The sequence below is a fragment of the Cyclobacterium amurskyense genome (genome assembly GCF_001050135.1).
GTDB classification, from domain to species: Bacteria; Bacteroidota; Bacteroidia; order Cytophagales; family Cyclobacteriaceae; genus Cyclobacterium; species Cyclobacterium amurskyense.
In genome coordinates this window covers 1904331-1927995 of record NZ_CP012040.1, presented here as the reverse complement: position 1 = coordinate 1927995, position 23665 = coordinate 1904331, and the positions used below count along the sequence as shown (strand labels likewise).

24 protein-coding genes are annotated in these 23665 nt (G+C 38.6%); 11 read left to right on the top strand and 13 right to left on the bottom strand.

What is annotated here, in order from left to right; genetic code table 11:
* Positions 1-5 precede the first annotated feature (5 nt).
* A complete protein-coding gene (locus CA2015_RS07860; RefSeq protein ID WP_316934200.1) occupies positions 6-965 on the top strand; it encodes a 1-aminocyclopropane-1-carboxylate deaminase/D-cysteine desulfhydrase in 960 nt (319 codons plus the stop codon).
* Positions 966-1031: 66 nt separating this feature from the next.
* On the opposite strand, the gene CA2015_RS07855 is transcribed toward CA2015_RS07860, so the two are convergent.
* The 3 genes from CA2015_RS07855 to CA2015_RS07845 are packed head-to-tail and all read right to left on the bottom strand — an operon-like array spanning position 1032 to position 4264.
* Positions 1032-2384: an FAD-dependent oxidoreductase gene (locus tag CA2015_RS07855; RefSeq protein WP_048641417.1), complete on the bottom strand. Its 1353-nt coding sequence runs from the start codon at positions 2382-2384 to the stop codon at positions 1032-1034.
* 27 nt (positions 2385-2411) lie between these two features.
* On the bottom strand, positions 2412-3692 hold the full coding sequence (gene kynU, locus CA2015_RS07850; RefSeq protein ID WP_048641416.1) for a kynureninase: 1281 nt from the start codon (positions 3690-3692) through the stop codon (positions 2412-2414).
* A 59-nt stretch (positions 3693-3751) separates the two neighbouring features.
* Positions 3752-4264 carry a 3-hydroxyanthranilate 3,4-dioxygenase gene (locus CA2015_RS07845; protein WP_048641415.1) on the bottom strand — a complete coding sequence of 171 codons (513 nt, stop codon included), beginning with the start codon at positions 4262-4264 and terminating at the stop codon, positions 3752-3754.
* A gap of 547 nt (positions 4265-4811) precedes the next feature.
* Between CA2015_RS07845 and CA2015_RS07840 the strand changes: the two genes are divergently transcribed.
* Positions 4812-5420 (top strand): hypothetical protein, encoded by a 609-nt coding sequence (locus CA2015_RS07840; protein ID WP_048641414.1) that lies wholly within the window; start codon positions 4812-4814, stop codon positions 5418-5420.
* On the opposite strand, the gene prmC is transcribed toward CA2015_RS07840, so the two are convergent.
* Genes prmC through CA2015_RS07825 form a run of 3 tightly spaced genes read right to left on the bottom strand, consistent with a single transcriptional unit; the run spans position 5394 to position 6912 of the window.
* A complete protein-coding gene (prmC, locus tag CA2015_RS07835; RefSeq protein WP_048641413.1) occupies positions 5394-6254 on the bottom strand; it encodes a peptide chain release factor N(5)-glutamine methyltransferase in 861 nt (286 codons plus the stop codon). The two genes, CA2015_RS07840 and prmC, sit on opposite strands and share 27 nt — an antisense overlap.
* Complete coding sequence (locus CA2015_RS07830) at positions 6251-6628, bottom strand: hypothetical protein (RefSeq protein WP_048641412.1); 378 nt, start codon at positions 6626-6628, stop codon at positions 6251-6253. The genes prmC and CA2015_RS07830 overlap by 4 nt, the downstream gene beginning before the upstream one ends.
* Positions 6628-6912 (bottom strand): hypothetical protein, encoded by a 285-nt coding sequence (locus CA2015_RS07825; protein ID WP_048641411.1) that lies wholly within the window; start codon positions 6910-6912, stop codon positions 6628-6630. Before CA2015_RS07825 ends, CA2015_RS07830 begins: the two co-directional genes overlap by 1 nt.
* A 109-nt stretch (positions 6913-7021) precedes the next feature.
* Here CA2015_RS07825 and CA2015_RS07820 point away from each other — a divergent pair, with 109 nt between their 5' ends.
* From CA2015_RS07820 to guaB, 3 genes are all read left to right on the top strand, one after another.
* Positions 7022-8227 (top strand): RsmB/NOP family class I SAM-dependent RNA methyltransferase, encoded by a 1206-nt coding sequence (locus CA2015_RS07820; RefSeq protein WP_048641410.1) that lies wholly within the window; start codon positions 7022-7024, stop codon positions 8225-8227.
* Positions 8224-8892, top strand: coding sequence for an SGNH/GDSL hydrolase family protein (locus tag CA2015_RS07815; RefSeq protein WP_048641409.1), 669 nt, complete (start codon positions 8224-8226; stop codon positions 8890-8892). Before CA2015_RS07820 ends, CA2015_RS07815 begins: the two co-directional genes overlap by 4 nt.
* 131 nt (positions 8893-9023) lie before the next feature.
* Positions 9024-10502 (top strand): IMP dehydrogenase, encoded by a 1479-nt coding sequence (gene guaB, locus CA2015_RS07810; RefSeq protein WP_048641408.1) that lies wholly within the window; start codon positions 9024-9026, stop codon positions 10500-10502.
* Between the two features lie 84 nt (positions 10503-10586).
* On the opposite strand, the gene CA2015_RS07805 is transcribed toward guaB, so the two are convergent.
* From CA2015_RS07805 to CA2015_RS07790, 4 genes are read right to left on the bottom strand one after another with little or no spacing between them, the layout of a single operon-like run.
* Positions 10587-11147 carry an FKBP-type peptidyl-prolyl cis-trans isomerase gene (locus tag CA2015_RS07805; protein ID WP_048641407.1) on the bottom strand — a complete coding sequence of 187 codons (561 nt, stop codon included), beginning with the start codon at positions 11145-11147 and terminating at the stop codon, positions 10587-10589.
* Between the two features lie 19 nt (positions 11148-11166).
* On the bottom strand, positions 11167-11712 hold the full coding sequence (locus CA2015_RS07800) for an FKBP-type peptidyl-prolyl cis-trans isomerase (RefSeq protein WP_048641406.1): 546 nt from the start codon (positions 11710-11712) through the stop codon (positions 11167-11169).
* A gap of 42 nt (positions 11713-11754) precedes the next feature.
* Complete coding sequence (locus CA2015_RS07795; protein WP_048641405.1) at positions 11755-12684, bottom strand: FKBP-type peptidyl-prolyl cis-trans isomerase; 930 nt, start codon at positions 12682-12684, stop codon at positions 11755-11757.
* A complete protein-coding gene (locus CA2015_RS07790; protein ID WP_048641404.1) occupies positions 12668-13717 on the bottom strand; it encodes a DHH family phosphoesterase in 1050 nt (349 codons plus the stop codon). Before CA2015_RS07790 ends, CA2015_RS07795 begins: the two co-directional genes overlap by 17 nt.
* A 181-nt stretch (positions 13718-13898) precedes the next feature.
* On the opposite strand from CA2015_RS07790, the gene CA2015_RS07785 reads away from it, so the two are divergent.
* The gene (locus tag CA2015_RS07785; RefSeq protein WP_048641403.1) at positions 13899-14321 is read left to right on the top strand and encodes a nucleoside-diphosphate kinase; all 423 of its coding nucleotides are present in this window, start codon (positions 13899-13901) and stop codon (positions 14319-14321) included.
* Between the two features lie 682 nt (positions 14322-15003).
* Here CA2015_RS07785 and CA2015_RS07780 read toward each other — a convergent pair.
* Together CA2015_RS07780 and CA2015_RS07775 are read right to left on the bottom strand one after the other, a co-directional pair.
* Positions 15004-16056, bottom strand: a complete 1053-nt coding sequence (locus tag CA2015_RS07780) for a lysylphosphatidylglycerol synthase transmembrane domain-containing protein (RefSeq protein ID WP_048641402.1) — start codon at positions 16054-16056, stop codon at positions 15004-15006.
* Positions 16053-16808: a segregation and condensation protein A gene (locus CA2015_RS07775; protein ID WP_048641401.1), complete on the bottom strand. Its 756-nt coding sequence runs from the start codon at positions 16806-16808 to the stop codon at positions 16053-16055. The genes CA2015_RS07780 and CA2015_RS07775 overlap by 4 nt, the downstream gene beginning before the upstream one ends.
* Positions 16809-16991: 183 nt before the next feature.
* Here CA2015_RS07775 and dxs point away from each other — a divergent pair, with 183 nt between their 5' ends.
* The 3 genes from dxs (at position 16992) to CA2015_RS07760 (ending at position 20941) form a co-directional block, all read left to right on the top strand.
* Positions 16992-18917 carry a 1-deoxy-D-xylulose-5-phosphate synthase gene (gene dxs, locus CA2015_RS07770; protein WP_048641400.1) on the top strand — a complete coding sequence of 642 codons (1926 nt, stop codon included), beginning with the start codon at positions 16992-16994 and terminating at the stop codon, positions 18915-18917.
* A 106-nt stretch (positions 18918-19023) separates the two neighbouring features.
* Positions 19024-20178, top strand: a complete 1155-nt coding sequence (locus CA2015_RS07765; protein WP_053086659.1) for a glycoside hydrolase family 5 protein — start codon at positions 19024-19026, stop codon at positions 20176-20178.
* The gene (locus CA2015_RS07760; RefSeq protein WP_048641399.1) at positions 20171-20941 is read left to right on the top strand and encodes an alpha/beta fold hydrolase; all 771 of its coding nucleotides are present in this window, start codon (positions 20171-20173) and stop codon (positions 20939-20941) included. The genes CA2015_RS07765 and CA2015_RS07760 overlap by 8 nt, the downstream gene beginning before the upstream one ends.
* On the opposite strand, the gene CA2015_RS07755 is transcribed toward CA2015_RS07760, so the two are convergent.
* Positions 20938-21696, bottom strand: a complete 759-nt coding sequence (locus CA2015_RS07755; RefSeq protein WP_048644415.1) for an SDR family NAD(P)-dependent oxidoreductase — start codon at positions 21694-21696, stop codon at positions 20938-20940. The two genes, CA2015_RS07760 and CA2015_RS07755, sit on opposite strands and share 4 nt — an antisense overlap.
* A 736-nt stretch (positions 21697-22432) precedes the next feature.
* On the opposite strand from CA2015_RS07755, the gene CA2015_RS07750 reads away from it, so the two are divergent.
* Complete coding sequence (locus CA2015_RS07750) at positions 22433-22852, top strand: META domain-containing protein (RefSeq protein WP_048641398.1); 420 nt, start codon at positions 22433-22435, stop codon at positions 22850-22852.
* A gap of 158 nt (positions 22853-23010) precedes the next feature.
* Entirely contained in the window at positions 23011-23664 is a 654-nt protein-coding gene (locus CA2015_RS07745; protein WP_240477943.1) for a sigma-70 family RNA polymerase sigma factor, read from the top strand.
* Position 23665 lies beyond the last annotated feature (1 nt).

Sequence of the window (23665 nt, the reverse complement as noted above, 5' to 3'; positions counted from 1 at the left end):
AGGATTTGATCAAAAACTATAAGAGTTTTGACCTTAAATCATTGAATTATTTTATTTTGGCCCTTAAAAAACCAGCTATCTATCAAAAGATCTTGTGTCCTTTATTTACTGAAAGACAAATAGAAGTCACAGTAAAAAGGCTGGATCTTCTTCATCCAGTGGTTCAAGGTAATAAATTTTACAAACTACATTATAATCTTCAGGCTGCGAAAGAACTCGGCCATGATAAGGTTTTAACCTTTGGTGGAGCCTATTCCAATCATATTCATGCGACAGCAATTGCGGCCGCAAGCAATGGGTTGAATTCAATAGGTATGATCAGAGGAGAGCTCATTGCGCCTCTTAATCCAACCTTAACGGATGCTCAAAATCAGGGGATGGCTCTACATCCTATGAGTAGATCCGAATACAGGGAAAAAGACAGTCCTACCCTACTTGAGCGCTTAAGGCTCAGGTTTGGAAATTTTTTTCTAATTCCTGAAGGGGGAACCAATGCCCTTGCCATTAAAGGAACCAAAGAAATCCTGAACGATCAGGATTTAAGTATGGATTTTGTTACCGCTCCAATAGGTACTGGCGGTACCTTTGCCGGGCTGTTGGCAAGCGCTTTACCGAATCAAAAACTGATAGGCTTTTCTGTCTTGAAAGGGCAGTTTATCAATTCTGAAATTGATGATTTGCTTCAAAAGCATAAAATCGACCCCAAATGCACCTACGACATTCATACTGCCTACCATTTTGGTGGATATGCCAAACACAAGCCTGAATTGATACAGTTTATAAAAGAACTGAAGCAAAATTCAAATCTACCACTTGATCCTGTTTACACGGGAAAGATGATGTTTGGCCTCTTTGACTTGATTGAGAAAGACTACTTTCCCAATGGCAGTAAAATACTGGCTATACACACAGGTGGATTGCAGGGTATCCGTGGCTTTGAACAAAGACTTGGCATAGAGCTATAAGGCAAATGTGCAATAGGTTTCGTAGTGACTATATCACTTTATGAAAGCGCTATTGCACATTTCGGGTTAAACAGCTCCTGATGTTTCGACTTTGGCTAAAATAGCTTCATAGTCCAGGTTGTTCCAATTTTTTGTAACATTGGGATCCTTCATTACATCGTCCATGATTTTTTCTTGAAGCTTACCTATGGCGTAGGCTTCAGAATAGCGCATGTCTGAAAAGGTAACCATACTGTATAAAGGCTGCCATTCATTAGGATACAATTGGTGAAGCTTGGCCTCTATTTTTTTTCTTATCAAAAATTTGGGATCTGCTATATCGTCACTCATCTCCACAAAATTATCCATGGCCAGTTGGCAGATGGCATCTGTGTCTGGTTTCCTTTGTTTCTGAAATTTTTCAAATACTAAATCCCAGGAAGAGGTACCATATTTCTCTATTAAATTATCGAGGATATAACAGTCTTCAAAACCACAGTTCATTCCTTGCCCGTAAAACGGAACCATCGCATGAGCTGCATCACCTATTAGTAATGCATTGTTTTCTGTCCAAGGGTAGCACTCAGTATTGATAAGTGCAGAGGTAGGGTTGTTTTTGAAATCAGCCAGTAAGTTTGGCATCAGGTCAAAAGCATCATTGAAGTAAGTTTTGAAGATTTGGACCACATCCTGGTCATCATAGATGTTCTCAAAACTTACTTTGTAACCCTCGAAAGGCAAAAACAAGGTACAGGTAAAAGACTTGTCCAGATTTGGCAAAGCAATGAGCATAAATTTTCCTCTTGGCCAGATATGAAGGGCTTTAGGATCTAAGGCAAACTCCCCAGAAGGTGTTGGAGGAATATGGAGTTCTTTGTAACCATGAGAAATGAATTTTTGGTAAAAATTAAATCTCAGTTGGCTTTGAAAGGCATTTCTAAGGGCAGAAAATGAGCCGTCAGAACCTATCAATATATCGGAGACCATGTGCTTCTCTTCTCCATTTTCCAGACAGAATTCCACTTCTCTTTTAGAAACATTAACCCTCTCCACCTTGTGGTTAAAGTAAATATTTGCCCCCAATGCTTCTGCTTCGTCCAGAAGAATTGCATTGAATGCGTTTCGACTTATGGAATAGATGGCTTGATTTTCTTTACCATAAGGTTGGAAATAAGTACTACCATGTTCATCATGGATTCTTCTTCCGGACATAGGTAAAGTATAAGGCATTACTTTGTCTTTAATGCCAGCTTTTTCGAGGGCTTTCCATCCCCTGTAACTTAAGGCCATGTTGATGGACCGGCCTTCTCCATACTTTTTTATTTTTCGCCAGTCCTGGCGTTTTTCGTAAATGTCTACATCCAATCCTCTTTTTTTGAGGTATATCGCGAGCAGGGATCCAATGAGTCCCGCACCCAATAGGTCTATTTTCTCTTTCATTATTTAAATAGGTTTAATACTTAGGGTTCAATCGTTCAGGGAGTTTTTGAGAATTTGACTAAATTCATAAACATCCTGAAAACTATTGTACATGGGTGTTGGTGCCAACCTAATTACATTTGGATTTCTCCAATCGGCTACCACATCCTTTTCAATCCAGAAATCAAAAACACGCTTTCCTTTATTTTGGATCAATAAAGAGAGTTGGCACCCTCTATCTGTTGGTTTTAAGGGAGTTATAATTTCTAACGAATTTGTATCGCTTATCGTTTCACGAATTGCAAATTCCAGGTATGAAGTCAATAGTTGACTTTTTCTTCTTAAATTCTCTATTCCTGCCTTAGCAAACAGATCCAGAGAGGCTTGATGGGCTGCTAATCCCAATACATTGTCATTACTTACTAACCAACCATCTGCACCCTGCATATGTTTGAATCCTTTTTCCATTTTGAAACGTTCTTCTTCGTTATGTCCCCACCATCCGGCGAATCTGGGTAACTGATTATCGTTACTGTATTTCTGGTGGACAAATATCCCTGAAACGTTTCCAGGTCCAGAATTGAGGTATTTGTAGCTGCACCAAGTGGCAAAATCTACTCCCCAATCATGCAATTGTAGAGGTATATTGCCTACGGCATGGGCAAGATCAAAACCGACTATTATGTTATTTGCTTTGGCTTCCTTGCTTATCGCATTCATGTCGAATAGCTGGCCAGTATAATATTGTACTCCAGAGAACATGATTAAGGCCAGATCATCTTTGTGACTGCGAATTAGCTCCAGAATATCTTCCGTACGGAGTACATGTTCATTAGGTCTTGGTTTCGCTTCAATGATGGCCTTGTCTGGAGAGAAACCATGGTATTTGACCTGAGATTCTAAGATGTACTGGTCAGAAGGGAAAGCACCAGCCTCAGTTAGAATTTTGTATTTTTTGCCTTTAGGCCTATAAAAGGATACCATCAGCAAGTGTAGGTTTACACTGAGACTGTTCATGGCCACGACTTCCAACTCACTTGCTCCGAGCAAGTTGGCCAATTGGGCTTTGGATGGTTTTCTAGCATCTATCCAGGGGACATCTCCTTCAAAATGTCCATCTACTCCCTTTTTTGCCCATTTTTCTAAGTCTTTCGACAGGTAGTCACTTACTGAGCGGGGCTGTAAACCAAGGGAGTTTCCACAAAAATAGATGACTTGTTTGCCATTTTTTTCTGGAATATAAAACTTGTTTCTAAAATCGCGCAATGGATCATCCTGATCCATTTTATGTGCAAATTCAGGGGTCAAGCTAAATTCAATATTGTCCATAGGGGAATGGATAGAGTGAGTGCACCTGATGATTCTAAATTCAGATGAAGGTAGTAAGTTTATTTATGCATCACTGTTCCGCACTTTTTACATTTGGTATTTTCAGGGTTGGCCCAGAATCTATCCATGATTGGCGGAAGTTGATTGACTATATCAGTAATTGTAGCGTATTCCTCATAGAGTTTATGGTCACAATTTTCACAAAACCACAAGAAACCATCCTTTTCTCCAGGTTTTCTATATCTTTCTATCACTAGCCCTATGGTATCCGCAGGTCTTCTTGGACTATGTGGTACCTTAGGAGGCAGTAAGAAAACTTCTCCCTCTTTAATTGAAACTTCTTTCATTTCACCATCTTCCACTATCTTCAGCGTAATGTCGCCTTCTACCTGATAGAAAAACTCTTCACCTTCATTGTAGTGGTAGTCTTTTCTAGAATTTGGTCCACCTACCACCATGACAATAAAATCATCATTCTTAAGGTACATTTGCTTGTTCCCTATTGGTGGCTTTAATAAATGACGGTGATCATCGATCCATTTGGTGAAGTTGATTGGTTGAGAAATGGCCATAGTTTGAATTAAGTTAATGATACAGCCTCTTTGTCTGTAGATACTTTTATCCGGGTGAAAGACAAACAAAGGGCAGAAGTCCAAAATTATAAAAAAAATGCTATTATTTAACTATAAAGGCCAGAGCATTGAAAAATAGGTAAAAATGACTTCAAATACGGTTTATAAGCATGATTTTGATGTAATTCTTTTAGACCATAATTATTAAATCCGTATTCCATAACTTGCTCCCTTTATGCATGACAAGGAATAAATTATGTTTTAACTCGGATTATGTAATAGGATTTCTCCGTCCTGACCAATAGTCAGGGGTGAAGCCTGTCCCGTGTTTACGGGAAGTGTTGCAATCGCAAGAAAATCAGGCTGTTTGGAGATTTTAGCATAGCACTGCTATGGTGAAATTGAAAACAGCAACGATTGGGCATTTTAAAGCGATTTCAGCACGTAATAGAATGTCTATTGCATATTTCGGGTTTAAATATGCTTTTTCACTAAGAACCTTTTAATTTTATCAAAAAGAATCAATAATATTTATTTCTCAAGCTTTATGTCATCCCACCATTTTGTAAAAGACCAACAAGAACCCGCACTTCTTGTATTGACTGATGAAATTGCAGCTACAGACTTACTACCTTCTTTACTGGAGTGGGTGCCTTTGGTATTGGTGACCCAACAAAATGTGCATAAAATAATGTCCCTGGGAATCAAAATTGATGGGATAATTGCTGATAAGGAGTTTCAGGATGACAATGCCATTTTGCTTGAAGAACAATACCCTGTATTTTATATTACAGTGGAAAAGGAGTCATTTTTAACCGCAGGCTTGAAATACCTTCTGCTAAAAAATCACAAAGCTGTAAATATTCTTTCCTTTGACCCTTTAGATTCAGAGCAACTTAATCCTTATATGCCTGAAATGGACATTGTGTTTTTTAATAGTGGGATCAGGTACTTTCCGGCAAAAAATGGTAAAATTAAGAAATGGTTGCCAAACTGTTCCATTCAGGTTCATGGAAGAGAAGGACAGTTTGTAGAACACCAATCTAGTTCAGGTGCTGATGTTTTTCCTATCACCTATGCCACCTTTCTAGAAGTTGAAGAAGGCTTGCAAACCTTCAGTAGCAATGAGTTATTCTGGCTTGGTACTTTTGTCTAATTCCGTTTTTTTACCATAAACGATCCTGTCCTTGCCATTGATGTCTTGGTAAATTTGTATGTCTGAAAAACCTTCTAATTTCATTTGTTCGACCACTTCTACTCCAAAGGCTTCGTTGATTTCAAAATACAGGTAACCATTGGACTTCAGGTTTTCTCGGGCATGTTTAGCTATGGCTTTATAAAACCTTAAGGGGTCACTATCTGGCACAAACAAAGCCAACTGTGGCTCATGTTCCAAAACATTTTTCTGCATCAGAGAGCGTTCCCTTTCCAAAACATACGGGGGATTACTTACCATAAGGTCAAATGTTCCCAGTTGCAAATCAGCTTGGAGAATGTCTTTTTTCACGAAATTAAGCTTTGCATTTAAGGTCTCCGCGTTATGCTTTGCAATCGCAAGCGCGTCATCACTTATGTCAATGGCCGTAACTTCAGCCTTGGCACATTCCAGAGCAAGGGTAATGGCTATACAGCCCGATCCGGTACCAAGGTCAAGAATTTTTACCTTTCCTTTGTGTTTTTGTACGATGAGTTGCACCAATTCTTCTGTTTCATTTCGGGGAATCAAAACTCCGGGAGCCACATGAAAAAATCTTCCATAGAATGGAGCTTCACCTAAAACATATTGTATGGGTTCTCCTGCGATCAATCTGGTAAACGCTTTTTCTAATGACTCAGGGATAATGCCGATAGGGCTATTGTTCAGTATATCTTTTCTACTCACAGATAAATGAGCTTCAAAAATCCACATGACCAAGGTTTTTGCTTCTGAGTCAGGGTAAATGGAGGTCAATTCACTGAGATAATGCTTGTAAAGTGTTCGTAAATTCATTGGGTTACTAATTTCTCTCTCCCTCTGTCATTAATGAAAAACCAAAAATAGATGGCCCCAATACCATAGCAGACCAAGTCAAAAGGATCGCGTACATAAATGGAAGACCATACAGGCAAAAGGCCTTCGAATAAAAAACCAAAATACAGCAGGCCTATGATAACTTGTTTTCTACAAAAAACCATTTGTTTGTTCTTTGCATATATCCATCTAAAAATCTGTAAGGTAATGCCAAGGACTACAGGAATTGCCAATAGATCATCCAGATAGCTGTGTAAAAATGGCAAAAACAGGCCTTGAATCTTTTCAAGGTATTGGTTGGCCCAGAACAATATACATGGGACCCAGAAATAGGGATTTCGGATTATTGACATTACCCGGGCAAAGCTGCGATTAACCAGGCGATAATTGTGATTATGGTGATGTAGAGGCTATAGAAGAAATTGCCCACCTTTTTTGATTTTTTTACAAAATCGCTGTCATCCTCCTTAATGAAGAAGACCCATTGTTCTTCGTTGATTTTTTTTTGAGCAGCCCTTTTTTCTTCAAAAGCCAGGTCGGTTTTCGCGAGAATTTCACCACAATGCTCACAAGTATCGCTTAAATTTTGATTCCACTCGGACCATTTACCACAATTTGGGCATTTTTTTTCTCCCATATTGGCAAAAATACCAAAATTTACAATCTAAGCCAACAGGTCTTATAGCTCATAGTAATATTCCCCGTACATATTTCTCTATATTTGTAGCTTAATTAAAAATGCCTATATGAAGCTCTTTCCAAATACAGTCAATGCAGTTGTCAAAGCATTGGAGGAAATATTTGACAATAATCGCTATGCTGATAAAGTAATCGAGAAAGTTTTAAGATCAAACCCTAAGTGGGGTGCAAGGGACAGGGCATTTATTGCTGAAAGTGTGTATGAAATCGTCCGCTGGAAAAGGTTGATCGAAAAACTGAGTCCTTCGAATGATTATTACCAATGGTTTGGTACTTATTGGGTTTTACAAGACAGGACTTTGCCTGACTGGAGAGAATTTAAAGGTATTAATGGTGAGAAAATAAGGCACTATAGAAGTAAAATTTCCGAAAGGGCCATTTTACAATCTATTCCTGACTGGATGGAGGAAATGGGTTCTTCTCAGTTGGGAGATAAGTGGGATGAAGAAATAAACAGTCTCAATGAGCAAGCCCAGGTGGTTTTGCGTGCGAATACATTGAAAACTGCCAGGACTGACCTGAAAGTTAAACTGGAAGAACTGGACGTCAAGGCATATATTCCTAGGGAATATCCCGATGCATTGGTGTTGTTAAAACGTAAAAATGTTTTTAGGACCCCACTTTTTAAAGAGGGGTTATTTGAAGTCCAGGATGCATCTTCACAGATGGTAGCTGCTGCTTTGGAAGTTGAGCCAGGCATGAGGGTAATTGATGCTTGTGCTGGTGCTGGTGGTAAAGCGTTGCACTTAGCTGCATTGATGGAGAATAAAGGTAGAATATTGGCAATGGACACCGAAGGTTGGAAGTTGCAAAATGCCAAACTAAGGGCCAGGAGGGCAGGGATTTCTATCTTGGAAACCAAACCTATAGAAAGTAACAAAACAATCAAGCGTCTACATGAAAGCGCAGACAGGTTGCTTTTAGACGTTCCTTGTTCTGGTTTAGGGGTTTTGAAAAGAAATCCTGATACAAAATGGAAACTAAATGAAGAATCCATTGCCAAGGTGCAAGTGCTTCAAAAAGAGATCTTGTCTCAATACCCTTCTATGCTTAAGCCAGGAGGGATCATGGTCTACGCAACATGCAGTATTCTCCCATCAGAAAATAACAAGCAGGTGGAGGCTTTCCTTGCAAGTGAGAATGGTCAAAAATTTGAGTTAATAGAAGAGACCCAGGTGCTTTCTCATGAAAGTGGATTTGATGGTTTTTATATTGCGAAAATCAGAAAGAAAAATCTCGCAGAAATGGCATGAGACCATGGGTTCTAGGCATAGGTTTAGCTATAGTTTTATTGTCCTGTAAGGAGGAGAAGGACAGATCAATTTCCATCAATAAAATATTGGTTATTGGTAATAGTATAACCATCCATCCGCCAGACCCTTCAATCGGGAGGAACGGCAACTGGGGGATGGCTGCTAGTGAAGCTGATCAGGATTATTTTTCCTTGTTGAAGGACAATCTTCAAAGTTATTTTCCAGATTTGGAAATGATAAGGGAGAATGTGTATCCCTTTGAAAGGGAATTTGAAACGATTGATTTTGAACAATACAGTCACCTTAGGGAGTTTGAGGCGGATGTAATTATTATAAGGTTAGGGGAAAACAATATAGATGCGGAGCTTTCGAATTGGAATCTAGCTGAGTCCATTCAGGACTTTGCTTTTTACCTTGGTACGACAAACACTAAATTTATAATTACCACTACTTTTTGGCCAAGCCCTAATGTTAATGAACAGTTGCGTCATGTTGCAAGTCAAAACCATTGGGAGTTCGTTGATATTTCTGCTTTCGGTAGCAATCCGGCGAATATGGCTATAGGCCAATTTGAAGATAATGCGGTGGCTTCCCATCCAAATGATCAAGGAATGCTAGCCATAAGTAAGGCATTGTCAACGAAAATATTAGCCATAGAATTATAGAGGGCTCCAAAGATTATTTCTTTTAGAGGAAACATTTTTAATTATTTTAACTTTTTTTTCAGCAAAGTGTTGATCCGCATATTAAAAACATTGTATCTTTGACGGGCAAATAGGGTTACTAACCATTTGCCATGAATCCAAACACAGATAAATTTCTCTTTGAAGCACTAACCTACGATGACGTGCTTTTAGTACCGGGATATTCCGAAGTACTTCCCCGCGACACAAACACCTCTACGCAACTTACCAAGAACATCCGATTGGAAATTCCATTGGTTTCTGCTGCTATGGACACCGTTACAGAGGCTGAATTAGCCATTGCCATTGCCTTAGAAGGCGGGCTGGGATTCATCCACAAAAACATGTCTATCGAAAAGCAGGCAGCTCAGGTTCGCAAGGTAAAAAGATCCCAAAGTGGGATGATACTTGATCCCATTACATTAGATATTGATGCTAAAGTAAAGGATGCGGAAGCCATCATGAGTGAATACAATATTGGTGGAATTCCTGTTGTGGATGAGAACAGATTTCTTAAAGGGATCATTACCAATAGAGATCTTAGGTTTATCAAGGACTTAAATCGACCTATCAAGGAAATCATGACCATGGAGAATCTAATTACTGCCAAGGCAGGAATTAGTCTTGAAGAGGCAGAAGAGGTGCTACAGGAATACAAAATTGAGAAACTTCCAATTGTAGATGAGGAATACAAGCTTACAGGTTTGATTACCTATAAGGATATTCTTAAACGCAGAGACAAGCCACATGCATGCAAGGATCAGTTTGGTCGCTTACGCGTAGGAGCTGCTGTAGGTGTAACCGGAGATATTGAAGAGCGTGTAGATGCATTGGTAAATGCAGGAGTGGATGTAGTAAGTATAGATACTGCTCATGGTCATTCTAAAGGAGTAATTGAAACCTGTACTAAAATTAAAGCAGCTTTTCCAAGTCTGGAAGTAATTGTAGGCAATATAGCTACTGCTGAAGCTGCAACTGCTTTGGCTGATGCGGGTGCTGATGCTGTAAAAGTTGGCGTAGGCCCGGGTAGTATTTGTACAACACGGGTAATTGCAGGTGTTGGTATGCCTCAGTTGTCAGCCGTTATGGAATGTTCCAATGCTTTAAAAGGAAGGAATGTGCCAGTGATAGCAGATGGTGGTATTAGGTATTCGGGAGATGTAGTGAAAGCCTTGGCTGCAGGTGCTGGATCTGTTATGATTGGATCTATTTTAGCTGGTACTGAGGAAGCTCCTGGCGAGATCATTATTTTTGAAGGAAGGAAATTCAAATCCTATCGTGGAATGGGCTCCCTTGAAGCCATGGAATCTGGGTCTAAAGACCGCTATTTCCAAGATGCAGAAGAGAATGTTAAGAAATTGGTTCCAGAAGGAATTGTAGGTAGAGTTGCTTTTAAGGGCTTGGTTTCTGAAGTACTTTATCAGTTGGTTGGAGGCTTGCAAGCAGGTATGGGCTATTGTGGAACAGGCACCATAGATGACCTTAGAGAGAAAGGTAAATTTGTAAAAATAACTACTGCTGGTGTGAGAGAATCACATCCTCATGATATAAGCATAACAAGAGAGGCTCCAAATTACAGTGCTAAAATGTAGTAATAAGTCTTTCTTTGATATTTGGCAATAAAAAAAGCCAGCGAAAATTATTTCGCTGGCTTTTACTTTATTTTCAGATTAGGCTTAATCCATGCCTAGAAATTCTACATCAAAAACCAATACCGAATTGGCAGGGACTCTTTCTACACTTTCGCTATCCTGATACGCATAAGGCGAAGGGATAATGATGGTAGCTTTAGATCCACTTCTCAATCTTTGGAAACCAAGGGTAAATCCCTGAATAGCCCCTCCTTGAGAAGAGCTTAAGCCTAGATAAAAGTTGAAGATGTCGTATTTTCTATTTTCATCGTAGATGTCATTGGCGGTAGCTACATCTTCCAAATTAGAGTCGAAAACAGTTCCATCTAACAAATAACCTGTGTAATTGGTATAGATAACATTTCCTGAAACAGGTCTGGATCCAGTGCCTTCCTCTTCCACTATGATTACCACTCCAGATGGATCATGTATCCTGTAAAGGCTATCGTAGTCGGCAGTTTTTAAGTACTCATCTATTTTTTCCCTGTCAATGGCCAGATTACCTTCATTGTCATAGGTTGGATACCCAAAACCACTAAGTTGATCGTCACAGGAAAATCCTAGGGCCGCCACGAAAAAAACAATAATTATTTGTCTAAAACTCATCCTTTAATTATTCAAATGATTAAGGCTGGTATGGCCGATTTTCGGTCAGGTCTAATTCAAATACCAAAACGGAATTTGCAGGAATAGAGCCTGCAGACTGGTTTCCATAGCCATAGGCTGAAGGAATCAGGGCAGTGGCTTTTTCACCTTCTTTCATAAGAGAAAGTGCTCCATGCCATCCACTGATAACACTGGATACTCCTAGAATGACCTTGTAAGGCTCATAATCCCGGCTTTCATTGAAGAGATTGTTGTCTCTGGCAGTTTGCTCAATAGAAGTATCAAATACAGTACCGTCCAATAACATTCCGGTATAATCCACTGCAAGTGTATCTCCTGCCATAGCCACTTCACCCTCTTCTACTACCTCAGTAAACAATAGTACAATACCTGTTCCTTCAAGGGTTTCCTTCTTCATGTATTCGTCAGGGAAGTTTTGGATATAAGTTTCAATCTTTTTGAGATCTTGCTCATAAATCACATCCAAGTTCTCTTCATCAGAGATACAGGAACCTAAAAAGGCCAATAGGGGCAACAATGCCCAAAATTTCATACTTTTTTTCATGGTAGGTATTTATATTATTGTTACTTGGCAGACCCTCAAATATTATTGCTTAACTACGTCTGTTACTTCAACGTCAAAAATCAAAATTGAGTTGGCCACAATTACAGCTCCTCTTTGGCTAGGCCCATAGGCTAGTGGAGAAGGAATCAATAATTTTGCTTTAGAACCCTTTTTCAACAATTGAAGGCCTTCATCCCAACCAGGAATAACCATTCCTTGGCCTACACTGAATGTAAATGGTTCGTAAGGTCTACCTTCGGTGAAAGTTCCTGCTTCTTTGGCTTTGCTTTCGATACTGGTGTCAAATACAGTTCCGTCTAAAACATATCCGGTATAGTTTACAGAGATTTCGTCACCCTGTTCTATCTGTGCACCAGAACCCTCTTTCTCTATGACGTAATAAACACCTGATTCTGTCTTGTCCGCCTTTAAATTATTTTCAGAAATATAGCTTTCGATAGATTTAATGTCCTCTGCCAATTGAACTTTGGCTTCTTCAGCTTGCTTTTTCTGCCCTTCAGCAGCAAGGTCATTGAAGTAATCTTGAAAAACTTCTTCTTCAAGAACGTTTATAACACCGATATGGATGGTAACCGTCTCATCATTTTTTAAAAATGGAGGCACACCTTCAGGAGTAAATATTTTTTCAGCAGTAGAAGTAATAACGATACTATCGCCATTGTTCAAGTTTAGGAAAATCTCATCAACACCTGTTCTGGCTGTTGCAGTATCTATATGCTGCAAATAAGGAGGCATTGGTTGGTCATAACTGGAGATGAACAAGGAATCGCTACCAGTTTTGGCTGTAAAGTGGTAAACGACAAATTCGCCATCTTTGGTTTCTTTGTCTCCTTGTGTTACATAACGGTACTCTATTCCGTCAGAAGTTGTTTCTGTCTTCTCACAGGAATACAATAGCGAGCTGGATGCCAAAGCTAGGGCACCAAAAACTAAATTATTGATTTTTTTCATCGACTAATTCTAATTGATTAAATAAGATTTGTTTGTTTTCTTTTACTAATTCTTTAAACCTTTCAATGGTTTCTTCCAAAGGTGCTTGAGAGATTCCTCCCGAGGCATTTTTATGGCCTCCTCCACTGAAGTATTTTGCAGCAAACTTGTTCACTGATACATCCTCTGCAGAGCGAAAGGAGATTTTAACCCCATCTTTTCTCTCTGTAAATAAGGCTGCAATTTTAATTCCATCCAAAGAAAGTGCATAATTTACAAGCCCCTCGGTGTCTCCAGTTTGAGATTGATATTTCCTCAGGTCTTTCTTGCTTACAGCAAAAAAGGCAGTGTTGAGCTCAGGTAAAATAGTCAACCTCCGCGTAAGCGCAAAACCTAAGAATTTCAGTCTATTAACTGAATAAGTATCATAAATAAGCCGAGCAATCTTGGAGTTATCAGCTCCAAGGTCTATTAACTCAGCCGTTACCAGATGAACATTTTTAGTGGTATTAGGATGTCTGAAACCACCTGTATCTGTCATTATTCCAGAATATAGGCATTCTGCGATATCCTTGTCAATCAGATTTCTGTCACCCACTTTTACCATCAAGTCATACAATAACTCGCAAGTGGCTGCCGCATCAGTACTACAAAAACTGAAGTCAGCGAAGTCCTCAGGCTCTTGGTGGTGGTCAATATTGACTTTAAAAGCTTTAGATTGACGAACCACTTCTTCCATTGTCTGAAGTCTGCTAAGACAAGAGAAGTCCAGGCAGAAAATAATCTCTGCCTCGTTAATCAATTTCTCAGCTTTTTCAACCTGTCCAGGATCTTCATAATTTATTACCTCATCATTTCCTTTCATCCAATGAAGGAATACAGGATAATCAGAAGGAGTTATCACATTTACCTGATGACCTTTCTTTAATAAATAGCCAGCTAATGCTAATGAAGATCCAAGAGCATCTGCGTCAGGTTTATGATGGGTGGTGATGATGATCTTTTTGGACGAAGCTGAAGAAATCTGTTCTTTAAATAGATCTATATTCTGCATGTGTAATAATTGAGTACCGTATTTAAAAAACACAGATGACAAAGTTCCATATAATTTTCTGAAATTCCCAATTCCAATTTTATCGAAATATAGACTTTATTTATTATCTCCTTTTAACTTTCGGACTTTAACTTAAAAGGATTAATTTTACAACCATAACTAATAATCCTAATAAAATTTTATGGCTACCAATAGAACGTTCACCATGATCAAGCCTGATGCCTTCGGTGCAGGCAATTCAGGAGCAATCTTAAAAATGATCGAAGAGGCAGGTTTCAAAATTATTGCATTGAAAACAACCAGGCTTGATGCTAAGCTTGCTGGGGAGTTTTACAAAGTTCATCAAGAAAGGCCTTTTTACGCTGATTTATGCAAGTATATGTCTTCAGGACCTATTATTGCGGCAATCCTTGAAAAGGAAAATGCAATTGTAGATTTCAGAAAACTAATAGGTGCGACCAACCCTGCTGATGCAGAAGAGGGTACCATTAGAAAATTATATGCTACATCTATCGAAGCAAATGCTGTGCATGGTTCCGACTCAGATGAGAATGCTCAAATTGAAGGAGGCTTCTTTTTTAACGCTTTCGAAAGAATTGATTAATCATTTTTCTATCCCTCTCAAATTTGAGAGGGATAGAAAAATTTAGGATATTTTAACATTTCTTTTTTTTATTTATTTGAAAAGGCCTGTATTTTTTAGAGTAAAGGCCTAATATATTATCCACAAACCTGAATAAAGGCAAATTCAAAGCAAAAAGCAGGTACTATATATTGACCCTTTTATCCTTTCCAATACGCATAATTTTTGTTTTACACCCTGCATTATTGAAGCTGTAAATCGGATTAAATAATTATTAGGAAATTTTTATTTTGTTTACCTCTAAAAGAGGAAATAGACAATTGATCAGGATTGAAATCTGGTACAGTGAAAAGCTTTGATGAATCTTTGTGAAAATATGTGCAAACTGCCGACCAACTTATTTTAGTAAATAAGTATATGGTCCAATAGAAACCAATAAATACCTATTAATTTAATGCGATTTTAACCCGAAATATGCAATAGACCTTCTATTACGTAATGGTATCACTTTAAAATCAGTCACTTTGTTGCTATTTTCGACTTCACCATAGCGGTGCTGTGACTCAGTCTCCAAATAGCCTGATTTTATTGTGATTACACCACTTCCCGTAAACACGGGACAGGCTATCACGAATCCTATTACATAATCCGGGTTTAAGATATTGTTGCCTATATACCGCAACAACATCTTAAAATCATTTCATTATTTTTTTCTCTTGAAGAAAACCTGTCTAACCCATTTTGGTAGAAATATAGCACCAAGGAGCAAGTAAGGATAATAAGAAAATAACCTCCAAAGGATACTGGTTACAAAAGTATAACCAGTTAGGAATTCGTTGAAAAATTGAGTGAAAAAGAATTCAGCCGTTCCGCTACTACCAGGGGTAGGACTGATCATCATTACAATCCACATGATAATCTGTCTTGCAAAAATTACTACATGTTCAAACAATGAAAGGGTTTCAAATGCGGATATCAGAGCGTTGAGCATCAAGTACCTAGAAGACCAAATGAACACAGTGGTAAGGATGATGATAAGCCAATACCTGGTGTTTTTGCCCTTGAGCTCCTTACTTGCTTCGATGATCTGATCCCCATAATTATTGGCTTGGTATTTCCATTTTCTCAACCATTTGATGGAGAATAATCTAAGCATTATCCATTTGAAAACCCTGGGACGGTAAAACAATGCCAAGGCCATAAGTACGGAATAGATGGTGTACAAGGAATAACTTCCCCAAAAAAGGTACTCCAGGCTGGAGCCTAACCTCATCTCGAGCATTCTGCTTTCAGGGAAAATATAGCCCTGTGCCAGATACAATATAATGGGTGCCCCTATTACAAAAAACAAATTATCCATAATAGCCGTGAGCATGGTAAATGCTAACGCCTTTCCTAATGGTATTCCTTCTTTGTTCAATATAAATACAGCCACAGCAGTACCACCTACTATGGAGGGAGTGACGGCAGAGGCAAATTCCCATAAAATGATCACATAGATGGCCCTGGACCAACTAAGGTGTTTATTCGTTACTTCCCGGATTCTGAATACATAGCCCGCATCTCGTAGAAAAATAAAAATTACGGCAACAAAAATCGACCATAAAGAAGCGTCAAAAACCCCTTTTAATGTTTGCGCATTTACTGTTGGGTCCATGTAAAACATTGCAAATACTATTCCGATTCCTATCAACACAGGAACCCAAACCTTATTTGGGTTTAAGGTTTTAAAAATCTCCCTATTGTCTAATTTCATAAGTTTTCTACAGGTATAGCTTCTAATCGTTCTACCCAAAAGTTATTAAATCCTTCCCCGATTTTTATTGTGACCAAGGCAAGCTGAAGGAGCTCCAAAATGGCTAAAAATGTATAAATAATAAAAATTTTGTCGGGATTTAAGACGATAAAGTCTGAGAAGGGAATTTTGGGATTTTCATCCAGCCGGTCTAAAACCAATGATTTTTGTTGTTCTATAGAATATGGATATTGGATCACAGTATGTTTTGTGTCATCCTTGGTGTGAGCATATTTAGTTAATACCTTTTGGTATACCTTTAACAATCGGTAAAGGTCAAGGTCTTGAAGTTCGGCATCTACTTGATCTATTTGATTGATTTGCCGAAGCTCTTCCACAACATTTCCCCTGGAGAACTTGGACATCCTTTCACCTTCCATATTGGCAAGTTCACCCACGACTGATTTGTACTTTTTATATTCCAATAAATGCTTTATCAGATCTTCCCTTGGATCTATCTCCTCGCCATCTTCATTAAATTCAGGTCTAGGGAGAAGCATTTTGGATTTGACTTTCATAAGTGTAGCAGCGAAAAGGATAAATTCACTTGCTACTTCTATTTCCATTTTTTCCAAGTGATGGATATAATCCAAGAAGTCATTGGTAATTTTTGAAATGGGAATATCATAAATATCCAGTTCATCACGTTCTATGAAAAACAGCATAAGGTCAAATGGCCCTTCGAATAAAGGTAATTTGATTTCGAAACTCACTGGATAAGATTATTTTTTGTTATTTTTGTATTTCTTATTGTGTTCAAAGATATCACATATCTCGTTAAATCAATAGGCAAGTCAATAATTTCCATAAAGGCATGGAGGCCTGAATAATTATTGGTAATATTAAACATTATAACCTTTGGAAAGGTTATAGATTTTTACAAAGATGATTAGCATATGCAAATAGAACCTGGAGAATTACTCAGAGGAATCCATCAACCGGAAGACCTTAAAAACCTCAGTAAAGACCGTTTGGTTCAAATCTGTGATGAATTGAGACAATTCATCATTGACCATGTTTCTGTTTATGGAGGTCATTTTGGGGCTGGCTTAGGCGTTGTAGAACTTACTGTAGCTTTGCATTATGTGCTTAACACACCTGACGATCAGTTGATCTGGGATGTGGGTCATCAAGCCTATGGACATAAAATCCTAACTGGCCGAAGAAATGATTTTCATACCAACAGGCTTTACAAAGGTTTGTCTGGATTTCCCAAAAGAAAAGAAAGTCCCTTTGATGCTTTTGGGGTAGGACATTCGAGTACTTCTATTTCGGCAGCTCTTGGAATGGCCATGGCCTCAAAGTATAAAGGCGAAACCCATAGACAGCATGTTGCTGTAATAGGTGATGGCGCCATGACAGGTGGTATGGCCTTTGAAGCAATGAATCACGCCGGGGTTTCTGATAGCAATCTGATAATTATTCTCAATGACAATTGCATGTCCATAGATCCGAATGTGGGTGCATTGAAAGATTACCTTACAGACATCACTACCTCCCATACCTATAATAAGGTTAAAGATGAAGTTTGGAATTTACTCGGTAAAATCAGCAAATTTGGCTTTAGTGCTCAGGATGTGGTTTCCAAAGTTGAAGGAGCCATCAAGTCTGCCTTGCTAAAGCAAAGCAATCTATTTGAATCTTTAAATCTACGGTATTTTGGTCCTGTTGACGGCCATGATGTAAATCATCTCGTAGAGGTGCTCAATGATCTTAAAGACATTCCTGGGCCAAAAATCTTACACTGTATAACAGTAAAAGGAAAAGGATATGCCCCTGCAGAAAAAGACCAAACCAAATGGCATGCACCTGGCAAATTTGATAAAATTACCGGAGAGATAGCTAAGAAAATACCTACCAGCCCTCAAGCACCAAAGTACCAGGATGTTTTTGGGCATACCCTTGTAGAGCTGGCGGAAAAAGATAAAAAAATCGTTGGAGTGACTCCGGCTATGCCTTCAGGATCTTCAATGAATATAATGATGAAGGCATTTCCTGATAGGTCCTTTGATGTAGGAATTGCAGAACAACATGCTGTTACTTTCTCTGCGGGTTTAGCGACACAGGGATTGGTTCCTTTTTGTAACATATACAGTACCTTTATGCAAAGGGCTTATGATCAAGTGATTCATGATGTCTGTTTGCAAGATCTTCCAGTGGTTTTTTGTTTAGACCGTGCTGGATTTGCCGGAGCTGATGGACCAACTCATCATGGGGCTTATGATTTGGCCTACCTTCGTTGTGTGCCCAATCTTGTAGTAAGTGCGCCTATGAATGAGGAGGAGTTGAGAAATATGATGTATTCTGGTGCTGAGCACAATGCCCCTTATGCCATTAGGTATCCAAGAGGTCAAGGTGTAATGCCTGATTGGAGAAAACCATTAAGAAAAATACCTACAGGACAAGGCAGAATAATCACAGAAGGTAAAGACATTGCCATTTTGAGTATTGGACACATTGGCAATTATGCCCTTGAAAACAAAGACAAATTTAAAGAACTAGGTCTTAGTGTAGCGCATTATGACATGCGATTTGTCAAACCTCTTGACGAATCTTTACTGCATGAAGTCTTTGGTAAATTTGACAAAGTCATTACCGTTGAAGATGGTTGCCTGATGGGCGGATTTGGAAGTGCTGTTCTGGAGTGGATGATGGATCATGACTACCAAGCTAAGGTAAAGCGATTGGGGATTCCTGATGAGGTAATAGAGCATGGAGAGCAAATGGAACTGCATCATGAATGTGGATTCGATCCTTCTGGTATCCTTCAGACTGTTAAGGATATGATGAACCTAAATGTTGCTGATAAAATTAAAATTTAATAATATCCATTCTTTTTATTGAGGAAATCGGGCCGATTTCCTCAATTATTTTTAAATTGGATAACTGTATTGTTTGGTAGGTTTGGTAACTTAATCCGCTACTCTAATGCCCGAAATTTTAATTCCAAGAAGGGACTTTTTAAAGAAAGCTACGGCAGCATCCATGGCCCTTTCTTTGAATCAGACTTCTTTTAGTCCATCGCTCAAAAAGAGAAAAAACAAACTTCCCAAATGGAGAGGATTCAATTTATTGGATTTTTTTAATCCTGATCCTGAAAATGGGCGCAAAACAAAACCTGATTATTATAAGTACATGTCGGATTGGGGTTTTGATTTTGTCCGAATTCCTATTTCCTATCCCAGTTATCTGGATTTTGACCGAAGCAAACCCATACGGCCCGATGAGGTGCTACAATTTAATAACAGGGTGCTAGATGAAATTGACGAAATATTAACCAACTGCCACAATCAAAATTTACATGTGAGTTTGAATTTACATAGGGCGCCAGGCTTCTGTATCAATGCAGGTTTTAAAGAGCCCTACAATTTATGGGAAGACCAAGAAGCCTTAGATGCTTTTTGTGCCCATTGGGAAATGTGGTCAAAGCGGTATAAAAATATCTCTATTAAAAAATTGAGTTTTGATTTGGTCAATGAGCCTTTTAAAAGGCTGGACCCAAACGACCAACACTCCCCTGGAGGGGCTGTGCCCATTGCTGAATACAGAAAAGTAGCCGAAGCAGCCTTAAAAACCATCAAAGGGATAAACAAAAAAAGATTGGTCATCGCTGATGGCAATGGTGGAGGCGGTACAGCCATTCCTGAATTTGCAGATCTTGATTTGCATCAGAGTTGTAGAGGTTATTTCCCCATGCATATTTCACATCATAAAGCTTCATGGGTGTTTAAGGATCCGGATAGCCTGCCTTCTCCTAGCTGGCCAGGAATGCACAATGAACGGATGTATCAAAAAGAGGATCTGGAAAAACATTATGCCCCTTGGATAGCCTTGCTAGAGCAAGGAGTAGGGGTGCATTGTGGTGAGTTGGGCTGTTATAATAAAACCCCGCATGAGGTCTTTTTAGCCTGGTTTGGTGATATTTTAGATATATTGGACGAGAATGGGATTGGGTTTGGATTGTGGGAATTTTCAGGGACTTTCGGAGTACTTAATTCAGGCAGGACCGACGTCGACTATGAGGATTGGTATGGAGAGAAATTAGATAGAAAACTGTTAAGCCTTTTGATGAAAAATGCCTGATATATCCTATTGGAAAGAAGGATCTGGCAAAGCACTGGTTTTGCTACCTGGCTTTTGTGAAACAAAAGAAATGTGGAAAAATTTCGCAGAGCCCCTATCTGAAATCTGTGAAGTGTGGTGTCCGGATTTACCTGGATTTGGATATAGTCCAGCAGTTTCTGACCAGTTTACCATTAAGGAAATAGGCCTAGTTCTTGCCGATTGGATGTTGGCCAACAATATAGGAGATGCTGTATTAATAGGGCATTCTTTGGGGGGCTATTTGGCACTAGAAATGGCCTGTCTCAATAAACTTGATCTGAGTGGTTTGGGATTGTTTCATTCTACGGCTTATCCAGATAGTGATGAGAAAAAGCTCAATCGTGTTAAAACAATAGAATTTATTAATAAGCATGGAGTGAGTACCTTTATTCAATCCTCGTTGCCTTTACTATTTCGCAAAGAAAACAGGGAAAGCTGTGGGGAGGCCATTGCCTCCCTAATTCACTATGCCAGCCAGTTACCAATGACAAGTATCCTAGCTTATCTGCAAGCCATGAGGAACCGTAAAGACCACATGAAGACGCTTTCAGAATTTCAAAAGCCTACTTTGATGATTTGTGGAAATGAGGATACCGCTGTACCGATAATAGATAGCCTCAGCCATAAGCAAGCAGTAGATCAATTTTATCAATTGACAAATTGCGGGCACATGGGGATGTATGAACAGACCCAAAAAACACAAAAAGCTATCCTCACCTTTATGGAAAGCCTACCTAATTAATAGGTAGCTCTACCGCCGGATAAGTCAAAAATAAATCCTGTATTGAAGCTTGCTTCCTCGGATAGGATCCAACTTGCAATGGAGGCTGCCTCATCCACAGTACCCAGACGTTGCATAGGAATTTTGGATGCCATATATTCTAATTGTGCAGGATCAGTATCCTTGTTCATTGCCGTTAGAATAACAGCCGGAGCCAGTCCATTCACTGTAATTCCTGAAGTGGCATACTCTTTACCAAGTGCTTTGACAAGTCCAATTACGCCTGCTTTAGTAGTGGAATAACCTACCATATTAGGGTTTCCTTCTTTACCAGCGATAGAGGCAATAAGTAGAATTCTACCGTATTGCGCTTTTTCCATGTACTTAAGGGCGTACTTAGCAGTTAGAAAAGAACCTTTTAAATTTACATTGCAAATTTTATCAAAATCCTCTGTAGAATAATCTGTAATTTTTATTTGTGTGGGCCCTACTATTCCAGCGGAATTGACCAAGATGTCAAGTTTACCAAAATGGTCTACTGATTCCTTATAGGCTTCCTGAACTGCAGTCTCATCGGAAATATCTACAACGAACGCTTTGACTGGCAATCCATCCTTTTGCCATTCCTTTTCTAAGGCCAGTAGTTTTTCCTCATTGAAGTCCCAAAGTGCTATACTTGCTCCTTCAACTGCCAGTTTTTTGGCTATACCTTTACCAATTCCGTCTGCAGCTCCGGTAATTACTGCTACTCTGTTATTATATCTTGATTCAGTCATTGAAATAATTTTTGGGGTTTTTGCGCTTCTAAAATTAAGAAAGTGTCGCCAAATACTTTGCATTGTTGGGATTAATATTAAAAGATATCCGCTTTAACCCGAAATCTGCAATAGACAATCTATTACGTGCTGAAATCGCTTTAAAATACCCAATCGTTGCTGTTTTCAATTTCACCATAGCGGTGCTATGTTAAAATCTCCAAACAGCCTGATTGTCTTGCGATTGCAACACTTCCCGTAAACACGGGACAGGCTTCACCCCTGACACAGGGCGGAGAAATCCTATTACATAATCCGGGTTTAACTGTTAGGCTTTATAAATCATCTTCTATACGTTTGGCAGGTTTTGCTTTTCTATAAAATAAATTGTAAGGCCTGATTTTAGCTTTATAAGAAGGAGAAATTTTGTAATATTTATGATCTGGAATTAAAATTCTAAAGTGCGAAAGCTTGATCTTTTACAATTTGGTCTAAGCCGGATAGGTTGAAAAAGAAGCTTTTTTTACCCTTTTCTCGTTAAAAATTTCGCTATTTTAAACTAATATAACTCTTTCCTGGTTACCGTGATAAGCCCATAATGCAGTACTCCGATTTTTTTTAAGTTTGAGTACGGAGAAAAAGAATAAGTTTAATAGGGTGAATTACATTACTCCTGTTGAATTTAATAGATTAATTATTTGATATACCTTCTATTAATGTCTAAATTATTATTGTAAAACTCAAAACGCTAATGAATATGAGACAGTTTAAAATTTTATTTACTTTTATTTTACTCTTTAGTTTTACCGCTTGTAGTTCGCTAAACAATATCAATCCGCTTAGTTTGCTTATGGGGAATAAATGGAAACTAGCTGGCATGATGGGTAAATCCCTTGATGTAGGGAAGTTTGCTGATGCTGTTCCTTTATTGAGTTTTATGGATGGTGGCAAACTTAGTGGTTTTACAGGCTGTAATAATTTTTCAGGAGATTTTACCCTTGAAGGAAAGAGTTTATCCTTGAATCCTGGAGCCATGACTAAAAAGGCATGTCCCGGCACTGGAGAAAGCGATTTTCTAAAAGCCCTTTCCATGGTGAAGAATTTTAAAGTAGTTAAAGATAAACTGGTTTTAATGGATGGGGCTAGTGAACTATTGAGTTTTATTCCTGAAAATTAAATTTGCCTATTGAGAAATGTTCCGAAACAAGAACAAATATTTTTTAGTTAAAATTGGTAATAGGTTTGTTCATGTCAATGAGTGTTCACCCAAATAAAATTTTATATCTGAAAACATCAGTAATGATAGAGGTCTATTAGTTACCTGCTATACTGTGAATGAATTATCATTGCATAAGTGGAACTGTTGGAAACCCCTCTATTATACCTGAATCATTTGTCACCATGGAAGAAAAGACAAATTCCCAGTCCAAGCAAAAAGTCATCAGTGAATGGGTTCATTCATTCAGCGATTACCTCTATAGCTGGGCATATCATAAAACCAGTAGTAATGAAACCGCTGAAGACTTGGTTCAGGAGGTATTTATGGCGGCGGTTAAAAATTATGAGAAATTTGAAGGTAGAAGCAGTCCCAAAACATGGTTATTAAAAATTTTAAACAATAAAATTATTGATCATTACCGGAAGTTATCCAAGATACAAAACAACCAGGATGATACTGCCTCTCAATTTACCGATTCATTTTTTAATGGTGCAGACAACTGGAAGGCCAATGGTTTGGAAGAAGCCTGGACAAAGGAAAGCCATTTGCTTGACGATCCGGCTTTTAATAAGGTTATGGAGATCTGTATTGAAGATCTCCCTAACAAATGGCGCCTAGCAATTCTTTCAAAATACCTTCTACAAAAAGAATCCGTGGAGATCTGTCAGGAACTAGAAATCACGGAGTCTAATTATTGGCAAGTATTACACAGAGGCAAGTTACTTCTAAAGAAATGTTTGGAAGTCAACTGGTTTGTAAAAAATAATTAAT

What these genes read in the sequence shown, in the direction of transcription:
- guaB (WP_048641408.1), top strand. Translation starts at nt 9,024, where the DNA reads ATGAATCCAAACACAGATAAATTTCTCTTTGAAGCACTAACCTACGAT.
- dxs (WP_048641400.1), top strand. Translation starts at nt 16,992, where the DNA reads ATGCAAATAGAACCTGGAGAATTACTCAGAGGAATCCATCAACCGGAA.
- kynU (WP_048641416.1), bottom strand. Translation starts at nt 3,692, where the DNA reads ATGGACAATATTGAATTTAGCTTGACCCCTGAATTTGCACATAAAATG.
- CA2015_RS07815 (WP_048641409.1), top strand. Translation starts at nt 8,224, where the DNA reads ATGAGACCATGGGTTCTAGGCATAGGTTTAGCTATAGTTTTATTGTCC.
- CA2015_RS07795 (WP_048641405.1), bottom strand. Translation starts at nt 12,684, where the DNA reads ATGAAAAAAATCAATAATTTAGTTTTTGGTGCCCTAGCTTTGGCATCC.
- CA2015_RS07790 (WP_048641404.1), bottom strand. Translation starts at nt 13,717, where the DNA reads ATGCAGAATATAGATCTATTTAAAGAACAGATTTCTTCAGCTTCGTCC.
- CA2015_RS07805 (WP_048641407.1), bottom strand. Translation starts at nt 11,147, where the DNA reads ATGAGTTTTAGACAAATAATTATTGTTTTTTTCGTGGCGGCCCTAGGA.
- CA2015_RS07750 (WP_048641398.1), top strand. Translation starts at nt 22,433, where the DNA reads ATGAGACAGTTTAAAATTTTATTTACTTTTATTTTACTCTTTAGTTTT.
- CA2015_RS07820 (WP_048641410.1), top strand. Translation starts at nt 7,022, where the DNA reads ATGAAGCTCTTTCCAAATACAGTCAATGCAGTTGTCAAAGCATTGGAG.
- CA2015_RS07760 (WP_048641399.1), top strand. Translation starts at nt 20,171, where the DNA reads ATGCCTGATATATCCTATTGGAAAGAAGGATCTGGCAAAGCACTGGTT.
- CA2015_RS07830 (WP_048641412.1), bottom strand. Translation starts at nt 6,628, where the DNA reads ATGTCAATAATCCGAAATCCCTATTTCTGGGTCCCATGTATATTGTTC.
- CA2015_RS07785 (WP_048641403.1), top strand. Translation starts at nt 13,899, where the DNA reads ATGGCTACCAATAGAACGTTCACCATGATCAAGCCTGATGCCTTCGGT.
- CA2015_RS07825 (WP_048641411.1), bottom strand. Translation starts at nt 6,912, where the DNA reads ATGGGAGAAAAAAAATGCCCAAATTGTGGTAAATGGTCCGAGTGGAAT.
- CA2015_RS07800 (WP_048641406.1), bottom strand. Translation starts at nt 11,712, where the DNA reads ATGAAAAAAAGTATGAAATTTTGGGCATTGTTGCCCCTATTGGCCTTT.
- CA2015_RS07840 (WP_048641414.1), top strand. Translation starts at nt 4,812, where the DNA reads ATGTCATCCCACCATTTTGTAAAAGACCAACAAGAACCCGCACTTCTT.
- prmC (WP_048641413.1), bottom strand. Translation starts at nt 6,254, where the DNA reads ATGAATTTACGAACACTTTACAAGCATTATCTCAGTGAATTGACCTCC.
- CA2015_RS07845 (WP_048641415.1), bottom strand. Translation starts at nt 4,264, where the DNA reads ATGGCCATTTCTCAACCAATCAACTTCACCAAATGGATCGATGATCAC.
- CA2015_RS07855 (WP_048641417.1), bottom strand. Translation starts at nt 2,384, where the DNA reads ATGAAAGAGAAAATAGACCTATTGGGTGCGGGACTCATTGGATCCCTG.
- CA2015_RS07755 (WP_048644415.1), bottom strand. Translation starts at nt 21,696, where the DNA reads ATGACTGAATCAAGATATAATAACAGAGTAGCAGTAATTACCGGAGCT.
- CA2015_RS07745 (WP_240477943.1), top strand. Translation starts at nt 23,011, where the DNA reads ATGAATTATCATTGCATAAGTGGAACTGTTGGAAACCCCTCTATTATA.
- CA2015_RS07780 (WP_048641402.1), bottom strand. Translation starts at nt 16,056, where the DNA reads ATGAAATTAGACAATAGGGAGATTTTTAAAACCTTAAACCCAAATAAG.
- CA2015_RS07765 (WP_053086659.1), top strand. Translation starts at nt 19,024, where the DNA reads ATGCCCGAAATTTTAATTCCAAGAAGGGACTTTTTAAAGAAAGCTACG.